General features: G+C 66.3%; 16 protein-coding genes. 8 read left to right on the top strand and 8 right to left on the bottom strand.

The genetic code is table 11. The features are described from left to right. The 3 genes from ACSQ9I_RS20055 to dnaG form a co-directional block, all read right to left on the bottom strand. On the bottom strand, window positions 1-1,239 hold the full coding sequence (locus ACSQ9I_RS20055) for a multidrug effflux MFS transporter (protein ID WP_436314212.1): 1,239 nt from the start codon (window positions 1,237-1,239) through the stop codon (window positions 1-3). Window positions 1,240-1,339: 100 nt separating this feature from the next. Beyond that, entirely contained in the window at window positions 1,340-3,649 is a 2,310-nt protein-coding gene (gene rpoD / locus ACSQ9I_RS20050) for an RNA polymerase sigma factor RpoD (protein WP_436314211.1), read from the bottom strand. A 279-nt stretch (window positions 3,650-3,928) separates the two neighbouring features. Then, window positions 3,929-5,818 carry a DNA primase gene (dnaG, locus tag ACSQ9I_RS20045; protein WP_436314210.1) on the bottom strand — a complete coding sequence of 630 codons (1,890 nt, stop codon included), beginning with the start codon at window positions 5,816-5,818 and terminating at the stop codon, window positions 3,929-3,931. Window positions 5,819-5,908: 90 nt separating this feature from the next. Between dnaG and ACSQ9I_RS20040 the strand changes: the two genes are divergently transcribed. Next, window positions 5,909-6,862: a YihY/virulence factor BrkB family protein gene (locus ACSQ9I_RS20040; RefSeq protein WP_436314209.1), complete on the top strand. Its 954-nt coding sequence runs from the start codon at window positions 5,909-5,911 to the stop codon at window positions 6,860-6,862. On the opposite strand, the gene ACSQ9I_RS20035 is transcribed toward ACSQ9I_RS20040, so the two are convergent. Together ACSQ9I_RS20035 and ACSQ9I_RS20030 are read right to left on the bottom strand one after the other, a co-directional pair. Beyond that, window positions 6,810-7,568 (bottom strand): 3-hydroxyacyl-CoA dehydrogenase, encoded by a 759-nt coding sequence (locus ACSQ9I_RS20035; RefSeq protein ID WP_436314208.1) that lies wholly within the window; start codon window positions 7,566-7,568, stop codon window positions 6,810-6,812. The genes ACSQ9I_RS20040 and ACSQ9I_RS20035 overlap by 53 nt on opposite strands. Before the next feature lie 105 nt (window positions 7,569-7,673). Next, window positions 7,674-8,231, bottom strand: a complete 558-nt coding sequence (locus tag ACSQ9I_RS20030) for a phasin family protein (RefSeq protein WP_436304698.1) — start codon at window positions 8,229-8,231, stop codon at window positions 7,674-7,676. A gap of 185 nt (window positions 8,232-8,416) precedes the next feature. On the opposite strand from ACSQ9I_RS20030, the gene ACSQ9I_RS20025 reads away from it, so the two are divergent. Further along, the gene (locus ACSQ9I_RS20025) at window positions 8,417-9,358 is read left to right on the top strand and encodes a histone deacetylase family protein (RefSeq protein ID WP_436314207.1); all 942 of its coding nucleotides are present in this window, start codon (window positions 8,417-8,419) and stop codon (window positions 9,356-9,358) included. Beyond that, window positions 9,355-9,792 (top strand): acyl-CoA thioesterase, encoded by a 438-nt coding sequence (locus tag ACSQ9I_RS20020; protein ID WP_436314206.1) that lies wholly within the window; start codon window positions 9,355-9,357, stop codon window positions 9,790-9,792. Before ACSQ9I_RS20025 ends, ACSQ9I_RS20020 begins: the two co-directional genes overlap by 4 nt. A gap of 60 nt (window positions 9,793-9,852) precedes the next feature. Here ACSQ9I_RS20020 and ACSQ9I_RS20015 read toward each other — a convergent pair whose 3' ends face one another. Together ACSQ9I_RS20015 and ACSQ9I_RS20010 are read right to left on the bottom strand one after the other, a co-directional pair. Then, entirely contained in the window at window positions 9,853-10,269 is a 417-nt protein-coding gene (locus tag ACSQ9I_RS20015) for a hypothetical protein (protein WP_436314205.1), read from the bottom strand. 28 nt (window positions 10,270-10,297) lie between these two features. Further along, window positions 10,298-10,531, bottom strand: coding sequence for a CsbD family protein (locus ACSQ9I_RS20010; RefSeq protein ID WP_436304695.1), 234 nt, complete (start codon window positions 10,529-10,531; stop codon window positions 10,298-10,300). A 186-nt stretch (window positions 10,532-10,717) separates the two neighbouring features. Here ACSQ9I_RS20010 and pncB point away from each other — a divergent pair, with 186 nt between their 5' ends. From pncB to ACSQ9I_RS19985, 5 genes are read left to right on the top strand one after another with little or no spacing between them, the layout of a single operon-like run. Next, the gene (gene pncB, locus ACSQ9I_RS20005) at window positions 10,718-11,947 is read left to right on the top strand and encodes a nicotinate phosphoribosyltransferase (RefSeq protein WP_436314204.1); all 1,230 of its coding nucleotides are present in this window, start codon (window positions 10,718-10,720) and stop codon (window positions 11,945-11,947) included. A gap of 20 nt (window positions 11,948-11,967) precedes the next feature. Next, entirely contained in the window at window positions 11,968-13,356 is a 1,389-nt protein-coding gene (locus tag ACSQ9I_RS20000) for a sodium:proton antiporter (protein ID WP_436315787.1), read from the top strand. Between the two features lie 2 nt (window positions 13,357-13,358). After that, on the top strand, window positions 13,359-14,345 hold the full coding sequence (locus tag ACSQ9I_RS19995; RefSeq protein WP_436314203.1) for a 2-hydroxyacid dehydrogenase: 987 nt from the start codon (window positions 13,359-13,361) through the stop codon (window positions 14,343-14,345). Window positions 14,346-14,350: 5 nt separating this feature from the next. Beyond that, the gene (gene rmuC / locus ACSQ9I_RS19990) at window positions 14,351-15,703 is read left to right on the top strand and encodes a DNA recombination protein RmuC (protein WP_436304691.1); all 1,353 of its coding nucleotides are present in this window, start codon (window positions 14,351-14,353) and stop codon (window positions 15,701-15,703) included. A 13-nt stretch (window positions 15,704-15,716) separates the two neighbouring features. Continuing rightward, on the top strand, window positions 15,717-16,898 hold the full coding sequence (locus ACSQ9I_RS19985; RefSeq protein WP_436314202.1) for an MFS transporter: 1,182 nt from the start codon (window positions 15,717-15,719) through the stop codon (window positions 16,896-16,898). On the opposite strand, the gene ACSQ9I_RS19980 is transcribed toward ACSQ9I_RS19985, so the two are convergent. Then, complete coding sequence (locus ACSQ9I_RS19980) at window positions 16,886-17,752, bottom strand: TIGR00730 family Rossman fold protein (protein ID WP_093109868.1); 867 nt, start codon at window positions 17,750-17,752, stop codon at window positions 16,886-16,888. The two genes, ACSQ9I_RS19985 and ACSQ9I_RS19980, sit on opposite strands and share 13 nt — an antisense overlap. Window positions 17,753-17,776: the final 24 nt, after the last annotated feature.

Below are 17,776 nucleotides of genomic sequence, written 5' to 3'. Positions count from 1 at the left end.
TCAGGCCACCTCGCCGACGACCCTGCGCCCGATCTCGGGCCAGCGCCCGTGCAGCCAGACCCAGGCAACCAGGCCCACGCTCATCATGAGGAGCGAGGTCAACGCCAGCGCCAGCGTCGAATGCATCACCAGCGGCGCAATCACGCCGGCCACGATGCCATTGGCGGTCGAGCCGATCACCGCCTGCAGCGAGGAGGCCATGCCGCGGCGCTCGGGATGCAGGTCGAGCACCAGCAGCGTCACCACCGGCACCATCAGCGCCCAGCCGAAGGCGAACACCGCGATGGGCCACAGCGCCCAGGCCGGGTGCGGCTCGAACAAGGCATTGGCCACCACGTTGAGCAGCGAGGTCGCCAGCATGATCACGAAGCCGTCGCGGATCTGCCGCTTGGGCGCGACCTTGCCTGCCATGCGGCCGCTGGCCCAGGCGCCGGCCATGATGCCGCCGATGGTCAGCAGGAAGAACCAGAAGAACTGGGTGGGCGCGAGCGCCAGGTGGTCGCCGAGAAAGGCGGGCGCGGCCAGCACGTAGAGGAACATGCCGTTGAAAGGCACGCCGCTCGCGAGCGCCAGCAGCAGGAAGCGCGGATCGGAACACAGGTCCCAGTAGCCGCGCATCAGGTGCCGCACCTCGAAGGGTTGGCGCTGGCTCTGGTGCAGCGTTTCGGGCAGCAGCTTCCAATTGGCGGCGAACAGCACCACGCCCACCGCCACCAGGAACCAGAACACGCTGTGCCAGCCCAGGTGCACGAACAGGAAGCCGCCCACGATCGGCGCGATCGCGGGCGCGATGCCGAAATAGATCGTGACCTGGCTCATCACCCGCTGCGCTTCGGCCGGCGGGAACATGTCGCGGATCACGGCGCGCGAGACCACGATGCCGGCGCCGGTCGACAGTCCCTGCAGCGCGCGGAACAGCACCAGCTGGCCGATGGTCTGCGCGAGCGCGCAGCCCAGCGAGGCGATGGTGAAAACGGCCAGGCCCCACAGCACCACGGGCCGGCGGCCGAAGCTGTCCGACAGCGCGCCGTGGAACAGGTTCATGAAGGCGAAGCCGAACAGGTAGGCCGACAGCGTCTGCTGCATCTGGGCCGGCGTCGCGCCGATGCTGCTGGCGATGCCCGAGAAGGCCGGGATGTAGGTGTCGATCGAGAACGGACCGAGCATGCCCAGCACCGCCAGCAGCACGGCGAGCGCCCAGCGCGGAGCGTGCCAGAGTTTGTCTGCGTCGGGGTTCATGCGAGAGGTCTCCGTTCTTGCTTGTTGTGCGCGGGAATAGAAAACGCCCGCCGCCGGTGAAGGCAAAGCGGGCGTTTGGGCTCGAAGATCCGCTGAAGGATCAGAGCGTATCAATAAAGCTGCGCAGCTTGTCGGAACGGCTCGGATGCTTCAGCTTGCGCAGCGCCTTGGCTTCGATCTGGCGGATGCGCTCGCGCGTCACGTCGAACTGCTTGCCGACTTCTTCCAACGTGTGGTCGGTCGACATCTCGATGCCGAAGCGCATGCGCAGCACCTTGGCTTCGCGCGGCGTCAGGCTGTCGAGGATGTCCTTGACCACGTCGCGCAGGCCGGCCTGCATCGCGGCCTCGATGGGCGCCGTGTTGCTGCTGTCCTCGATGAAGTCGCCCAGGTGCGAATCGTCGTCGTCGCCGATGGGGGTTTCCATCGAGATCGGCTCCTTGGCGATCTTCATGATCTTGCGGATCTTGTCTTCCGGGATCTCCATCTTCGCGGCCAGGATGCCGGCGTCGGGCTCGAAGCCGAACTCCTGCAGGTGCTGGCGGCTGATGCGGTTCATCTTGTTGATGGTCTCGATCATGTGCACCGGGATGCGGATGGTGCGCGCCTGGTCGGCGATCGAGCGCGTGATCGCCTGGCGGATCCACCAGGTCGCGTAGGTCGAGAACTTGTAGCCGCGGCGGTATTCGAACTTGTCGACCGCCTTCATCAGGCCGATGTTGCCTTCCTGGATCAGGTCGAGGAACTGCAGGCCGCGGTTGGTGTACTTCTTGGCGATCGAGATCACGAGGCGCAGGTTGGCCTCGATCATTTCCTTCTTGGCATCGCGCGAGGACGATTCGCCTTCGTTCATGCGCTTGTTGATGTCCTTGAGCTCGGCCAGTGGCACCACCACGCGCGACTGGATGTCGGTCAGCTTCTGTTGCAGCTCCTGCACCGGCGGGATGTTGCGTGCCAGCACCGTGCTCCAGGGCTTGCCGGCGGCCGCCTGCTTCTCGACCCACTTGAGGTTGAGCAGGTTGGAGGCCACGCGGTTGCCGTTCTTGTCGTAGCCGCTGAAGTCGCGGATGAACTCTTCCTGCGGGAAGCCGCACTTGTCCACGATGATGCGGCGCAGCTCGCGCTCCTTCTTGCGGACGTCGTCGACCTGCGTGCGCACCAGGTCGCACAGCTTCTCGATCGTGCGGGCCGTGAAGCGGATGGTCATCAGCTCTTCGGACAGCGAATGCTGCGCCTTCTGGTAGGCCGGCGTGCCGTAGCCTTCCTTGTCGTAGATCTTGTGGACCTTCTCGAACAGCGTGGCGATGCGATCGAAGCGCTCCAGCGCGTCGCGCTTGAGTTCCTCGAGCTTCTTGGTCAGCGCCTTGGAGCCGCCCTTGCCGTCGTCGTCGTCTTCCTCGTCGAACTCGTCGAAGTCTTCTTCGGCCACGTAGTCGTCGGCCTCGTTCGGGTTCGAGAAGCCGTCGACGATGGTCGAGATGACGACCTTGCCGTCACGGATCTCCTGGCCCAGGCGCAGGATCTCGGCGATGGTCGCGGGCGAAGCCGAAATGGCTTCCATCATGGCCATCAGGCCGCCCTCGATGCGCTTGGCGATCTCGATTTCGCCTTCGCGCGTCAGCAGCTCGACCGTGCCCATCTCGCGCATGTACATGCGCACGGGGTCGGTGGTGCGGCCGAATTCGCTGTCGACGGTCGAGAGGGCCGCTTCGGCTTCTTCCTCGGCTTCCTCGACCGTGGTCGCCGTCGGCGCGGTGTTGTTCAGCAGCAGGGTTTCGGCGTCCGGCGTCTGCTCGTAGACGGCCACGCCCATGTCGTTGAGCATGGTGACCACGACTTCCATGGTCTCGGCGTCGACCAGCTTGTCGGGCAGGTGGTCGGAGATTTCGCCGTGCGTCAGGTAGCCGCGCGTCTTGCCCAGCGTGATCAGGGTTTTCAGGCGCGAGCGGCGCTTGGCCAGGTCTTCCTCGGAGAGCACGGTCTCGTCGAGGCCGAACTCCTTCATCAAGGCGCGTTCCTTCGCCTTGCTGATCTTCATGCGCAGCGGCTTGACCTTTTCTTCGGTCGTCGCCGCCGGTTCGTCGCCGATCAACTCGTCTTCGATGTCGGACAGGTCGACGTCGCTCGCCGGCGCCTCGTTGCCGGCCTTGGGCTTGCGGCCGCGCTTGGCGCCGCCTGCAGCGGCGGGGGCGCCGGCGGCCTTGGGAGGACGACCGACCTTCTTGGCGGCGGGTTTCGGGGCTTCGGCGATGGGGGTCGATTTCGTGGGCACGGTTTTCACTTTCGTTGCGGCTGTCGCCTTGGACGCGGCGGCATCTGACTTAGTTGCCGCCAGGGCGGCCGCTTTCAACGGTTTTTCTGCAATGGGCTTCTTGGCGGCGGACACGGCAGGCTTCTTTGAACTGGGCATACAACCTCGGTACAACAAGAATGAACAAGCGGAATCACAGGCGCCTACAAGCCGGCGCGGGCGGGAGCACAAACAATGGGGCGAAGAGGAGGCAAATCCTCAAGCACGCTTCAAAAAGGCAAGATGTCGGGCGAACATTTGGTGTGCAGTCCTTGCGGTGTATTGACCCTTTTCCCGTGGGGAAGTGCGTTGCGCTGGAGGGTCGGCCCGGAGGTGCTGCTGTCGCTCTTGCCGTTTCGCGTATAGCGAAGCCTTAAATTATAGCGCGTTGCGCATTTTTCAAGCAAGGTTCGATCCGGCCTGGAGCCGTGCGCGCAGCTCCAGGCGGCGCGCCTCCAACGCCTTGTACCGCTCCAGGGCACGCGGATCGCTCCCTACGGCGGCAATGGCCTCGCTTTGCTGAGCCTTGAGCAGGTCGTCCAGCATGAAGTCGAGCACGTTGCGCAGTTCCCGGGCGGCATCGGCCGCCTGTTCGCCCTCCGCCTCGCCGATGGGCCCGCCGTCGGGGCTGGTCATGACGCGCTCGGCCAAGGCCTCGAAGGCCGTGCCCCGCATGCCTTCGCGCAGCGCGGCCCAGGGCTGCACGCCGTGCTCGTGCAACTGGCTGTCGAGCCAGGCGAAGAGCTGCCCGTGCTCGCCCGGCAGGTCGCACAGCAGGCCGTGCAGCTCATGGGAAAGCCCCTCCCATTCGGCCATGTTCGACAGCAGCAGCCGCGCGGCCACATCCGCCCGGCCGGGCGGCAGCGTGCGGCCGCGGGAGGGCCGCCGGGGGGCGGAAGCGCGGCGGCCCTCCCGCGGCCGGCCATAGCCCTCGCGCTCGCCCCGCTCGCGAGGCGAGGAGGCCGGGGCGCGTGCGGCAGCCGCCGGCGTCCACAGTTCAGACAGCTCCTGGGTGCTCAACTGGACCATCTCGGCGATCTCCCCGAGCAGCTGGCGCTTGAGCGCGCCTTCCGGCAACGCGCTCCAGAGCGGCCGCGCATTGCTGGCCATGTGGGCGCGCCCCTCGGCCGTCCCGAGGTCGCAGCCTTCGCGCGCGGCTTCGAGCATGAAGCGGCTCAGCGGCGTGGCTTCGTTCACGAAGCGCGCGAAGGCATCGGCGCCGAACTCGCGGATGAAGCTGTCGGGGTCGTGCTCGGCCGGCAGAAACAGGAACTTGACGCTGCGCACGTCGCTGGCATAGGGCAGGGCGCCGTCGAGCGCCTTGCGGGCGGCGCGCCGGCCGGCCGCGTCGCCGTCGAAGCTGAACACGACCGATTCCGTGAAGCGGAACAGCTTTTGAACGTGTTCCGGCGTACAGGCGGTGCCCAGCGTCGCGACCGCGTTCGGAAAGCCCAGCTGCGCCAGCGCCACCACGTCCATGTAGCCCTCGGTCACGAGCGCGTAGCCGCGTTCGCGGAAGGCGGCGCGGGCTTCGTAGAGGCCGTAGAGCTCGCGGCCCTTGCTGAACACCGGGGTCTCGGGCGAGTTGAGGTATTTGGGCTTCTCGTCGCCGAGCACTCGCCCGCCAAAGCCGATGCACTCGCCCTTGACGTTGCGGATCGGGAACATCACGCGGTCGCGGAAGCGGTCGTAGCGCTTGCCGTCGCCGTTGTCGTCCGGCTCGCCGGCGATCACCAGCCCGCTCTCGGCGAGCAGCGGATCGTCGTAGTCGGGGAACACGCCGGCCAGCGTGCGCCAGCCCGCGGGGGCGTAGCCGATGCCGAACTGCCGGGCGATCTCGCCCGAGACGCCGCGGCCCTTGAGGTAGTCGATGGCCGCGGGCGACTGGCGCAGCTGCTTCTTGTAGGCGTCGCCGGCCTTCTCGAGCACCTCGGACAGGGTGGCCTGCTTCTGGCGCTGGCCGGCAGCGCGGGCGCGCTCCTCGGGCGAGGCGTCGTCCTCGGGCACCTGCAGGCCGTACTGGCCGGCCAGGTCGTGCACCGCCTCGACGAAGCCCATGCCGGCGTGCTCCATCAGGAAGCCGATGGCGTTGCCGTGCACTCCGCAGCCGAAGCAGTGATAGAACTGCTTGGTGGGGCTGACCGAGAACGAAGGCGACTTCTCGCCATGGAACGGGCACAGGCCCATGAAGTTGGCGCCGGCCTTCTTCAACTGGACATAGCGGCCGACGATTTCCACCACGTCGGCGCGCGCGATCAGTTCCTGGATGAAAGAGGCGGGGATGGTCATGTAGGCGGAGAGCGGCAAATCATACGCAAGACCTCATGCCACCGCGGGCCGGCGGCATACTGGTCGCTTCGAATCCCGCGCCGCATCCGCATGATTCGCCACACCGTCCGCCACGCAGTGCCCTTGCTGCGCCATCCCCTCCGGTTCGCCTGGGAGGCGCTCAAGGCCTTCCGGGCCAACCAGGGCCTGCTGCTGGCCGGCGCGGTCGCCTACTACGCGCTGCTGTCGATCGTGCCGCTCCTGATCGTGAGCGTGATCGCGCTGTCGCATTTCATCGACCAGGGAGAACTGCTGAGCGCGGTCGGACGCTATCTGGAGTGGCTGTTGCCGGGCCAGTCGCGGGCCATCGTCGCCGAGCTGTCGAACTTCCTGGCCCATCGGGACGTGCTGGGGCCGGTGCTGCTGGTGACGATGATCTTCTTCAGCTCGCTCGCCTTCACCGTGCTCGAAAGCGCCATGGCGGTGATCTTCCACCACCGCAAGGCCGACCATTCCCGCCACTTCCTGATCTCTGCGGTGATGCCCTACATCTACATCCTGTGCCTGTGCGTCGGGCTGCTGCTGGTGACGCTGGTGTCCGGCGCGCTGCAGGTGATCGGGCAGGAAAGCGTCGAGCTGTTCGGCCGCAGCTGGTCGCTGTCGGGCGTGTCAGGGGTGCTGCTGTACCTGCTCGGGCTGGGCGGCGAGATCTTCATGCTGACCTCCCTCTACCTGGTGATGCCGGTGGGGCGGCTGCGGCTGCGGCACGCGCTGCTGGGCGGCGTGACCGCGGCACTGCTGTGGGAGGGCACGCGCCGCGTGCTGGTGCTCTACTTCGCCACGCTGTCGCAGGTCAACGTGGTCTACGGCTCGCTGACCACCGCGATCGTGGTGATGCTGAGCCTGGAGATCGCCGCCACGCTGGTGCTGTTCGGCGCCCAGGTGATCGCGCAGTACGAGCGGCTGGAGCGCACCGGCAACGCGACTCCGCTGCCGGCCGAGATCGCGAAGGTCAGCGCGGCGCCAGCCGGATCGCCCCGTCGAGCCGGATCACCTCGCCGTTGAGCATGTCGTTCTCGATGATGTGCTTGGCGAGCTTCGCGTAGTCCTCGGGCGTGCCGAGGCGCGAAGGGAAGGGCACGCTGGCGGCCAGCGCATCCTGCACCTCCTTCGGCATCCCGAACAGCATCGGCGTGCCGAAGATGCCGGGTGCGATCGTCATGTTGCGGATGCCGTTGCGCGCCAGGTCGCGTGCGATCGGCAGCGTCATTCCGACCACGCCGCCCTTGGAGGCGCTGTAGGCCGCCTGGCCGATCTGGCCGTCGTAGGCCGCGACCGAGGCGGTCGAGATCAGCACGCCGCGCTCGCCGGTGGCCTCGGGCTCGTTCTTGCTCATGGCGTCGGCCGCCAGCCGGATCATGTTGAAGCTGCCGATCAGGTTGACCGTGACGGTCTTGCTGAACACGGCGAGCGCGTGCGGCCCGGTCTTGCCGACGGTTTTTTCGGCCGGCGCGATGCCTGCGCAGTTGACCAGCCCCATCAGCTTGCCCAGCTTCTGGGCGGCAGCCACCACGGCCTGGCCGTCGGCTTCCTGGCTCACGTCGCACTTGACGAAAGTGCCGCCGATTTCCTTGGCGACCGCTTCGCCCTTGTCGGCCTGCATGTCGGCGATGACCACTTTGCCGCCGTTCGCCGCCAGCATGCGTGCGGTGCCTTCGCCGAGGCCCGACGCGCCGCCGGTGACGATGAAAACCTTGCCGTCGATCTGCATGGGATGTCTCCTGAAAAAACGTTGCCGGCGATCATAGAGCGCAAAAAAAAAGCCCCGTCCGAGAACAGGGCCCTGAATTGGATCCCGAAGGACCCAAGGAGACAATCAGCGCTTGCGGGAAGCGGTTTGAGCGGTGCTCTTGGCAGCGTTCACGGCCGTGGTCGAAACGGCCTGGAAGTTGGCTTCGGCGACGTCGGACGCTTGCTTGACGGCCTTCTGGACCGATTCGAAAGCGTTGTTGGCAGCAGCCACGGCGCTCTTCATCACGGCGACGGCGGTTTCCGAACCGGCGGGGGCGTTCTTGGCAGCACTGTCGACCAGGCCGACGAAGGCTTGCTGGGCTTCAGCAGTCTTCGCTTCGAAAGCCTTGGTGAACTCGGCGCCGGTGCCTTGGGCGATGTCATACAGGTGACGGCTGTAGGCAGCGGTCTTCTCGGCGAGGGGCTGGAACAGGCCGGCTTGCAGGGCGAGCAGCTCTTGCGCGTCCTTGACGCTGAGAATCGCTTGCGTGGTGCCGGCGGCTTCGACCAGCGCAGCCTTGGAGGCGGTCACGTTCAGTTCGACCAGCTTCTCGACGCCTTCGAAGGCCTTGGTGGTCAGGCCGAACAGGGTTTCGAGGTTGGCTTTGTGGGAAGCGATGAGTTGGTCAGCGGTCAGTGCCATGTGGATGCTCCAGTTGATGAATGAAAGAGGTCGGTCGCGGATGAGCTGCCCCTCTTTATTTTGTTGCGGTGCAGCATGGCCTGAAGTATAGGCAGCCAAGCGTTTCGATCAAGTGAAAATTTGTTGCCATGCAGCAATTTAGAACGCGCTTTCTAAAAGGCAGAGGCGCCGCCGACAATGTTCCGATGCGTGCGTTTTACTCAGGCCATTTCGTGCTGCCGCTTCCCAGCGGCCACCGGTTTCCGATGGGGAAGTACGCGCTGCTGCGCGAGCGGCTCCAGCAGCATTTGCCCGCAGTGCAGATGTTCGAGGCACCGCGCGCCAGCGACGGCGAACTGGCGCTGGCCCACACGCCGCAATGGATTGCCGCCATCAGCGACGGCAGTGTCGATCCGCAGGCCATGCGCGAAATCGGTTTTCCATGGAGCGAGGCGATGGCAGAGCGCTCGCGCCGATCGGCCGGCGCCACCATCGCTGCCTGCCGGACGGCCCTGGCGGAAGGCATCTCGGCCAACATGGCCGGCGGTACCCACCATGCGAGCGCGGACAGGGGCGAGGGTTTCTGCGTCTTCAACGATGCGGCGGTCTCCGCGCGGCTCATGCAGGCGGAGCACGGCAGGCGGGGGCGCCTGCCTTTCCAGGTGGCGGTGATCGACCTCGACGTGCACCAGGGCAACGGCACCGCGCGCATCTTCCGAGAGGATCCGAGCGTGTTCACGCTGTCGATGCATGGGCAGAAGAACTTCCCGTTCCGCAAGGAGGCGAGCGATCTCGACGTCGAACTGCCCGACGGCTGTGGCGATGTCGAGTACCTGGCAGCGCTCGAGCACGCGCTCGACGAACTCGACCGGCGCTTCTCGCCCGGCCTCGTGATCTACCTCGCGGGCGCCGATCCCTTCGAGCGCGACCGGCTGGGACGCCTCAAGCTGAGCTTCGATGGCCTGGAGGCGCGCGACCGGCGCGTGTTCGACTTTGCCTGGCAGCGCCGGATTCCGCTCGCGTTCGCGATGGCCGGCGGCTATGCGAGCGACATTGCGGAGACCGTGCAGGTGCAGCTCGGCACCTTCCGCGTGGCCTTCGACTACTGGCGGCGGTGGCAGAATGCCGCGCCGAGATCGCACCCATGAGCGCCAGACCCACGCCCCACCACCGCAGCAGCTACCGCGCCTTTCGCAGCATCCCGACGCGCTGGGCCGACAACGACATGTACGGCCATGTCAACAACGTCGTCTACTACGGCTGGTTCGACACCGCCGTCAATGCGCTCCTGATCGAGCGCGGCGCGCTCGACATCCATGGCGGCGACACCATCGGCTTCGTGGTCGAAACCCAGTGCAACTACTTTGCGCCGCTCGCGTTCCCGCAGACGGTGGAGGCGGGCGTCAGGGTCGCGCATGCGGGCGGCTCCAGCGTGCGCTACGAAATCGCGTTGTTCGCCGAGGGGGCCGAGACCGCGGCAGCGCAGGGCCACTTCATCCACGTGTACGTCGACCGGGCGACGCAACGTCCGGTCAAGCTGCCGGCGGCGCTGCTGGCTGTGGTCGACGAACTGCGCGCCTGAGTCGCCCAAAGAAAAGCGGCGTCCGCAGACGCCGCTCGGCCCGGCAACCGGCTTGAAGGCTTATTGCATCTTGGCGGGCTTCGCCATCGCGCGGATGTCGGCCTTGCCCTTGGCTTCCTCGGCCTTGGCTTCCTTCTCGCAAGCGTTCTTGGCGTCGCCCTTCTGGTCGTCGCACTTTTCCTTCGCGACTTCGTAGCTGGCCTTCACCTTCTCTTCAGCTACCTTGCGGGAATTGCTCTCGCTGGGCTTGAACTGCTGTTCGAGTTCCGCCTTGGCAACGTTCTGCTTGCCCTTGGCTTCCTTCCCGCAGACGTCCTTGGCGTTGTCCTTCATGGCATCGCACTTGGTCTTGTCGACCTTGTAGTCGGCTTCGATCTTTTCCTTGGCGACCTTGTACTCGTCCTGGCTCATCGCACCGGCTTGCGTTGCAACAAGGCAGGAGGATGCGACCGCGAGCATGAGCAGATGTTTTTTCATGGGATGTACTCCTTTGGCGTTATCGAACTCAATACTTCTCGAACCACAGCGCAGCGGGCTTGCGGCCATCGCGCGTCTCCCATTCGCTGACTTGCTTCTCGGCCTCTTCCCTGCTGATGCCGTGCCGCTCCTGAATGCGCCCCAGCAGCTGGTCGCGCTTGCCGGCGATGACGTCGAAGTCATCGTCGGTGAGCTTGCCCCACTGCTCCTTCACCTTGCCTTTGAGCTGTTTCCAGTTGCCTTCGACGGTGTCCTTGTTCATCGACGTATCTCCTTCAGATAAGCGGGTTTTGTCGCCTGCCCGAATGCTTGTGGCCGGCGTGAAATGACTCTGGCGTGGGGGGGTGGATCGAACGGTAGGACGCTCGGGGAAGGGGCCGTAGGCACATGCCGACGCGGCCCGTGATAATCGACCGCACGCCGAACCCGGACACCAGCGCGCCGCACCATGATCATTCAAAGCCTGCTCGACACCGACCTCTACAAGTTCACGATGATGCAGGTCGTGCTGCATCACTTTCCGGGCGCCCGCGTCGAGTACCGCTTCAAGTGCCGCAACCCCGGCGTCGACCTGGCGCAGTTCGCGGCACAGATCCGCGAAGAGGTCCGCGATCTCTGCTCGCTCCAGTTCAGGGATCCCGAACTGAGCTACCTGCGCTCCATGCGCTTCATCAAGAGCGACTTCGTCGACTTTCTCGGCCTGTTCCGCCTGAACGAGAAGTACATCAAGATCATCCCGCAGGCCTCGGGCGAGCTCGACATCCGCATCGAGGGGCCGTGGCTGCACACCATTCTGTTCGAGATCCCGGTGCTGGCGATCGTCAACGAGGTCTACTTCCGCAACACGCAACCGAAGCCGGACATTGCCGAAGGGCGCCGGCGCCTCGAAACCAAGATCGCGCAGTTGCAGGGTGATGGGCTGGAGGACCTCAAGATCGCCGACTACGGCACGCGCCGGCGTTTCTCCAAGGACTGGCACGAGGAGGTGCTGCGCACTTTGAGCGCCAGGCTCGGCGCCGTGAGTTCGCCGCCCCAGCGGGCCGCCAAGCTGCCGCAGTTCGCCGGCACCAGCAACGTGCTGTACGCCATGAAGCTCGGCCTGATCCCGCTGGGCACCATGGCGCACGAGTACCTCCAGGCCTGCCAGGCGCTCGGGACCCGGCTGCGCGACAGCCAGGTCTTCGGTTTCGAGTCGTGGGCGCGCGAATACCGCGGCGACCTCGGCATCGCGCTGTCGGACGTCTACGGCATGAGCGCCTTCCTGCGCGACTTCGACCTGTACTTCTGCAAGCTGTTCGACGGCGCGCGCCATGACAGCGGCGACCCCTTCCAGTGGGGCGAGCGCATGCTGGCCCACTACATTGCGAATCGCGTCGATCCGCGCACCAAAACCCTGATCTTCAGCGACAGCCTCACCGTGCCGCGAACCATCGAGCTCTACCAGCAGTTCCGGGGGCGCTGCCAGCTGGCCTTCGGCATCGGCACCAACCTCACCAACGACCTGGGCTACGAGCCGCTGCAGATCGTGATCAAGATGGTCCGCTGCAACGACCAGCCGGTGGCCAAGCTGTCCGACACGCCTTCCAAGAACATGTGCGACGACGAGAGGTACCTGGCCTATCTGCGGCAGGTGTTCGAGATTGCCCAGCCTGCCGAGCGGCCTGGCTCGGCGCGATGAGAGGCGTTCTGCACCGGCCGATGGCCATCGCGCTGCTGGCGCTGGCCCCCGCAACGAGCTTCGCTGCCGATTTCGACGGCAGCGTGCTGTCGCCCCTGTGGGGCCTGCCTTTCGCCGGCATCCTGCTGTCGATCGCGCTGATGCCGCTGCTGGCGCCGTCGTTCTGGCACCACCACTACGGCAAGGTTTCTGCCGGCTGGGCGCTGGCCTTCCTGCTGCCTTTTGCCGTGATCTACGGCGTCGCGCTGGCGGGGGCGCAGTTCGTCCATGCGCTGCTGGCCGAGTACATCCCGTTCGTCATCCTGCTCACCGCGCTGTTCGCCGTGGCCGGCGGCATCCATGTGCGCGGCAACCTGCACGGTGCGCCGGGGTTGAACACGGCGATCCTCGCCATCGGCGCGGTGCTTGCGAGCCTCATGGGCACGACCGGCGCCTCCATGCTGCTGATCCGCCCCCTGATCCGCGCCAACGACAACCGCCTGCACAGGGCTCATGTGATCGTGTTCTTCATCTTCATCGTGTCGAACGTCGGCGGCTCGCTGACGCCGCTGGGCGATCCGCCGCTGTTCCTGGGTTTTCTCAAGGGCGTGGACTTCTTCTGGACCGCACAGAACATCCTTGCCGACACGCTGTTCATCGTCGGCCTCCTGCTCGCGTTGTTCTATGCGATCGACACCTGGTACTACCGCAAGGAAGGCGTGTTGACGATCGACCCCACGCCCGACACGCGCAAGATCGGCTTCGACGGCGCGGTCAACTTCTGGCTGTTGGCGGGCGTGATCTTCTTCGTGCTGCTCAGCGGCTTCTGGAAGTCGCCCGTCAGCTTCGACGTCCACGGCACCGAGGTCGGCCTGCCGGGCCTCGTGCGCGATGCGGGCCTGATCGCGATCACGCTGCTCTCGCTGAAGATCACGGCGCCCCAGGTGCACGCCGCCAACCAGTTCGCCTGGGAGCCGATGGCCGAGGTAGCCAAGCTGTTCGCCGGCATCTTCCTGACCATCATCCCGGTGATCGCGATGCTCAAGGCGGGCGTGAATGGACCCTTCGGCGCAGTCGTCTCCGCCGTGACCCGCCCCGACGGCCAGCCCGATCCGGCGATGTACTTCTGGGGCACCGGCGTGCTGAGCTCTTTCCTGGACAATGCACCCACCTACCTGGTGTTCTTCAATACCGCCGGCGGCGATCCGCAGGCGCTGATGACCACCTACGCCACCACGCTGGCCGCCATCTCGGCGGGCGCCGTGTTCATGGGCGCCAACACCTACATCGGCAACGCGCCCAACCTGATGGTCAAGGCCATCGCGGAAAGCCGCGGCGTGCGCATGCCGAGCTTCTTCGGCTACATGCTGTGGTCGGGTGCCATCCTGGTGCCGCTGTTCGTCGTCTCCACCTTCATCTTCTTCCGTTGATCATGAGCAAACCCAAAATCCTTGTTGCACGTTCGATCTTTCCCGAGACCATCGCACGCCTCGAAGAACACTTCGAGGTCGAGTCCAACCAGGGCGACCAGAGCTGGAGCAAGACCCAGCTGATCGACAAGCTCAAGGGCAAGCAGGGCGCCTTCACCACCGGCAGCGAGCGCATCGATGCCGAGGTGCTTGCGGCCTGCCCCGAGCTGAAGATCTGCGCCAACATGGCGGTGGGCTACAACAACTTCGACGTCGATGCGATGACCGCGTGCGGCGTGCTCGCCACCAACGCGCCGGACGTGCTGACCGAGACCACGGCCGACTTCGGCTTCGCGCTGCTGATGGCCACCGCGCGCCGCATCACCGAGAGCGAACATTTCCTGCGCGCAGGCAAGTGGGAGAAGTGGAGCTACGACATGTTCGCCGGCTCCGACATCCACGGCGCCACGCTCGGCATCGTCGGCATGGGGCGCATCGGGCAGGGCATCGCGCGTCGCGGTGCCTTGGGCTTCGGCATGAAGGTGATCTATCACAACCGTTCGCGGCTCGAGGCGAAGCTCGAAGCCGAATGCAAGGCCAGCTACGTGAGCAAGGAAGAGCTGCTCAAGACCGCCGACCACGTCGTGCTGGTGGTGCCCTACACGCCGGCCTCGCACCACACCATCGGCGCCGCCGAGCTCGCGCTGATGAAGCCGACGGCCACGCTGGTGAACATCGCGCGCGGCGGCATCGTCGACGACGCGGCGCTCGCCGCTGCCTTGCGCGACAAGCGCATCGCCGCGGCGGGACTCGACGTGTTCGAGGGCGAACCCAAGGTGCATCCCGAACTGCTCCAGGTTCCGAACGTCGTGCTCACGCCGCATATCGCGAGCGCCACCGTGCCGACGCGGCGCGCGATGGCCGATCTGGCGGTGGACAACCTGATCGGCTTCCTGGTCCACAACAAGCCGGTGACGCCGCTCAACCCTGCAGTGCTTGCGAGCAAGTAGACGCAATGCCCCCGTTGGAACCCTGGATCCTCCTGGCCCTCGCGGCCCTGACTTTCATCCTCGTCGTCTGGCTGCTGCTGCGCAAGCCGCCGGCGCTCGACCACAGCACGCTGATCGCCACGCTGGGCGCGGCCAACGAACGCATCGAACGCGAGCTGCGCCACGAGATCGGCGAGTCCTCGCGCGGCGCGCGGCAGGAGACTGCTCAGTCCTTCGCGACCTTTCAGCAGGCGCTGGTGCAGCAGAGCGCCGAAGCCACGCGCACACAGAACGCCCAGATCGATGCCTTCGCGCAGCAACTCACGCTGCTGCAGAAGAGCTTGGCTGACACGCTCAATACCCAGCTGCAGGGCCTTTCCGAGTCGAATGCACGGCGGCTTGCCGAAGTCCGCGCCACCATGGAAACCCAGCTCGCGCAACTCCAGCAGAGCAACACCGCCAAGCTCGACGAGATGCGCAAGACAGTCGACGAGAAGCTGCAAAGCACGCTCGAGGCGCGCCTGGGCGAGAGCTTCAAGCAGGTGGCCGAGCGGCTCGAACAGGTGCACAAGGGCCTGGGCGAGATGCAGACCCTCGCGGTCGGCGTCGGCAGCCTGCAGCGCGTGCTGACCAACGTGAAGACGCGCGGCGTGTTCGGCGAGGTGCAGCTCGAGGCCCTGCTCGAGCAGGTGCTCACGCCCGACCAGTATGCGAAGCAGGTCGAGACCAAGCCGCGCAGCGGGCAGCGCGTGGACTTCGCGATCCGCTTTCCGGGCCGCGGCGGCGACGGCGCGCCGGTCTGGCTGCCGATCGATGCCAAGTTCCCGCGCGACGACTACGAGCGGCTGCTCGATGCCCACGAGCGCGTCGACCCTGGCGCCGCCGATCTCGCGGCCAAGGCGCTGGAGGCGCGCATCCGCAGCGAGGCGCGATCGATCGCCGAGAACTACCTGGCCGCGCCGCACACCACCGACTTCGCGATCCTGTTCCTGCCGGTGGAGAGCCTGTATGCCGAGGTGCTGCGCCGCCCCGGATTGATGGACGCGATCCAGCGCCAGCACCGCGTGACGCTGGCCGGCCCGACCACGCTGCTGGCCATGCTCAACAGCCTGCACATGGGCTTCCGCACGCTGGCGCTGGAGCAGCAGGCTTCCGAAGTGTGGAAGGTGCTCGGCGCGGTCAAGACCGAGTTCGAGCGCTATGGCGAATGGGTCGCGCGCATCAAGGAGCAGGTGGCCAAGGCCTCCGACACGCTCGACAAGGCCGACACGCGCGCCAAGCAGATGCGCCTGGCGCTGCGCAAGGTGGAGGCGCTGCCCGAGGCCCAGTCGCAGGCCTTGCTGCCATCGCCCGAAGACACCGACGACGGAGCCCCGTGAGCCCCAAGACTGCATGACCCCGGAGCTGCTGAAGCTCATCGCGGCCCAGATCTGTTTGCATGCGGCAATGACCGGCCTGCGCTTGGCGGGCCCCTTGCTCGCGCTCCAGCAGGGCTACAGCGCGGCGGCGGTGGGCCTGCTGATCGCGCTGTTCGCGCTCACGCAGGTTTTTCTGGCGCTCCCGGCCGGTCGCTTTGCCGACCGGCATGGGCTCAAGCGGCCGCTGATGCTGTCGGTGATCGCCGCCTCCGTGGGCACGGCGCTCGTGGCCGTCGTTCCGTGGTTTTCGGTGATGTGCCTCGCGGCGCTGATGACCGGCGGCGCCACCGGTGCGGCCGTCATCGCGCTGCAGCGCCATGTCGGACGGGCCGCGGCCGATCCGGGGCAGCTCAAGAAGGTGTTCAGCTGGCTCGCGATCGCGCCGGCCGTGGCCAACTTCGTGGGGCCCTTCTGCGCCGGATTGCTGATCGATCATGCAGGCCGAACCCCGGCCGACCTGCCAGGCTTTCGCATCGCATTCGCGGCGCTGGCGCTCTTGCCGCTTGCGGGCTGGTTCTTCGCGCGCAAGACCCCCGAGCTGCCGCGCGTGTCCTTGCCGGCCGGCGGCGCCAGGCCGCGCGCCTGGGATCTGTTGCGCGAGTCGATGTTCCGGCGCCTGCTGTTCGTGAACTGGCTGCAGTCTTCGGCCTGGGACGTGCATGCTTTCGTGCTGCCCATCCTCGGCCACGAGCGCGGGCTGGGCGCTTCGGTGATCGGCTCGATCCTCGGCGCCTTCGCGATCGCGGCCGCGGTGATACGGATCGTGCTGCCGCTCGTGGCCTCGCGTGCGTCGGAGCGCAGCGTGATTGCCGCGTCGACGGTCGTCACCGCGCTGGTGTTCGCGGTCTATCCGCTGTTGTCGTCGGCGCTGGCGATGGGCGTGTGCTCGGTGGTACTGGGCTTCGCGCTCGGCGCCGTGCAGCCGATGGTGATGAGCATGCTGCACCAGATCACCCCGCACGCACGCCACGGCGAAGCGCTCGGGCTGCGGCTCATGGCCATCAATGCCTCGAGCGTCGCGATGCCGATGCTGTTCGGCTCGGTCGGTGCGCTGATCGGCGTCGCGGGCGTGTTCTGGCTGGTCGGCGGGGCAGTGGCCCTGGGCGCGCGAGCGGTGTGGGGCTTGCAGCTGCCCCGGCACGATCAGAGCTTGTAGAAGCGCTTGATCGCGTCCCAGGCGTCCTGCGGCGCGTCCACGTACTCGATCAGCTTCACGTCCTCGGGCGAGATCACGCCCTCCTCGGCCAGGAAGTCGAAATTGATCAGCTGCTTCCAGTAGTCCGAGCCGAAGAGCACGATCGGCACCGGCTTGGCCTTGCGCGTCTGCACCAGCGTGATCACCTCGAACAGTTCGTCCAGGGTGCCGAAACCGCCCGGAAACGCGACCAGCGCCTTCGCCCGCATCATGAAATGCATCTTGCGGATCGCGAAGTAATGGAACTTGAAGCTGAGCGCCGGCGTGACGTAGGGATTGGCTTCCTCTTCCATCGGCAATGCGATCGCAAGACCGACCGAGAGCCCGCCGCCTTCGTAGGCGCCACGGTTGGCGGCCTGCATGATGCCGGGGCCGCCGCCGGTGCAGACGAAGAGCTTGTCCGCCGGATCCTTGTCGTCGCTGTACTGTGCGACCAGCTTGCCGAAGGCGCGCGCCTTCTCGTAGTAATGGGAGCTGCGCGCCAGCCTGCGCCAGCGGGCCGCCGCCACCGCGTCGCCGGCGGCATCGGCCTGGGCGATCAGGGCACCGGATTCCTCCTCGCTGCGAAAGCGGGCGCTGCCGAACACCACCACCGTGTTCTCGATGCCGTGCGCGCGCATCTCGAGGTCAGGTTTCATCAGCTCGAGCTGCATGCGCAGCCCGCGCGTTTCGCGGCGCAGCAGGAACTCGGGGTCGGCAAAGGCGAGGCGCGAAGGATCGGAATGGAGGGGAAGGCCCTTGTCAGCGTGGGACTGAAGGGTGGCCCAGGCGTCGGCGAGGCGTTTGTCGTGGAGGTCGTGCGTGCTGTTGTGCATGGTCTGGCGAAGGGTTTTTCTTGG

The organism is Variovorax sp. LjRoot84 (assembly GCF_964254305.1).
Lineage (GTDB): Bacteria > Pseudomonadota > Gammaproteobacteria > Burkholderiales > Burkholderiaceae_C > Variovorax.
Note: the sequence above shows the minus strand (reverse complement) of the source record. Positions and strands in the feature narration are given on the sequence as shown.

Bases quoted from the DNA above. Each gene is read 5' to 3' on its own strand.
- ACSQ9I_RS20055 (WP_436314212.1), bottom strand. From the start codon at position 1,239: ATGAACCCCGACGCAGACAAACTCTGGCACGCTCCGCGCTGGGCGCTC.
- rpoD (WP_436314211.1), bottom strand. From the start codon at position 3,649: ATGCCCAGTTCAAAGAAGCCTGCCGTGTCCGCCGCCAAGAAGCCCATT.
- dnaG (WP_436314210.1), bottom strand. From the start codon at position 5,818: ATGACCATCCCCGCCTCTTTCATCCAGGAACTGATCGCGCGCGCCGAC.
- ACSQ9I_RS20040 (WP_436314209.1), top strand. From the start codon at position 5,909: ATGATTCGCCACACCGTCCGCCACGCAGTGCCCTTGCTGCGCCATCCC.
- ACSQ9I_RS20035 (WP_436314208.1), bottom strand. From the start codon at position 7,568: ATGCAGATCGACGGCAAGGTTTTCATCGTCACCGGCGGCGCGTCGGGC.
- ACSQ9I_RS20030 (WP_436304698.1), bottom strand. From the start codon at position 8,231: ATGGCACTGACCGCTGACCAACTCATCGCTTCCCACAAAGCCAACCTC.
- ACSQ9I_RS20025 (WP_436314207.1), top strand. From the start codon at position 8,417: ATGCGTGCGTTTTACTCAGGCCATTTCGTGCTGCCGCTTCCCAGCGGC.
- ACSQ9I_RS20020 (WP_436314206.1), top strand. From the start codon at position 9,355: ATGAGCGCCAGACCCACGCCCCACCACCGCAGCAGCTACCGCGCCTTT.
- ACSQ9I_RS20015 (WP_436314205.1), bottom strand. From the start codon at position 10,269: ATGAAAAAACATCTGCTCATGCTCGCGGTCGCATCCTCCTGCCTTGTT.
- ACSQ9I_RS20010 (WP_436304695.1), bottom strand. From the start codon at position 10,531: ATGAACAAGGACACCGTCGAAGGCAACTGGAAACAGCTCAAAGGCAAG.
- pncB (WP_436314204.1), top strand. From the start codon at position 10,718: ATGATCATTCAAAGCCTGCTCGACACCGACCTCTACAAGTTCACGATG.
- ACSQ9I_RS20000 (WP_436315787.1), top strand. From the start codon at position 11,968: ATGGCCATCGCGCTGCTGGCGCTGGCCCCCGCAACGAGCTTCGCTGCC.
- ACSQ9I_RS19995 (WP_436314203.1), top strand. From the start codon at position 13,359: ATGAGCAAACCCAAAATCCTTGTTGCACGTTCGATCTTTCCCGAGACC.
- rmuC (WP_436304691.1), top strand. From the start codon at position 14,351: ATGCCCCCGTTGGAACCCTGGATCCTCCTGGCCCTCGCGGCCCTGACT.
- ACSQ9I_RS19985 (WP_436314202.1), top strand. From the start codon at position 15,717: ATGACCCCGGAGCTGCTGAAGCTCATCGCGGCCCAGATCTGTTTGCAT.
- ACSQ9I_RS19980 (WP_093109868.1), bottom strand. From the start codon at position 17,752: ATGCACAACAGCACGCACGACCTCCACGACAAACGCCTCGCCGACGCC.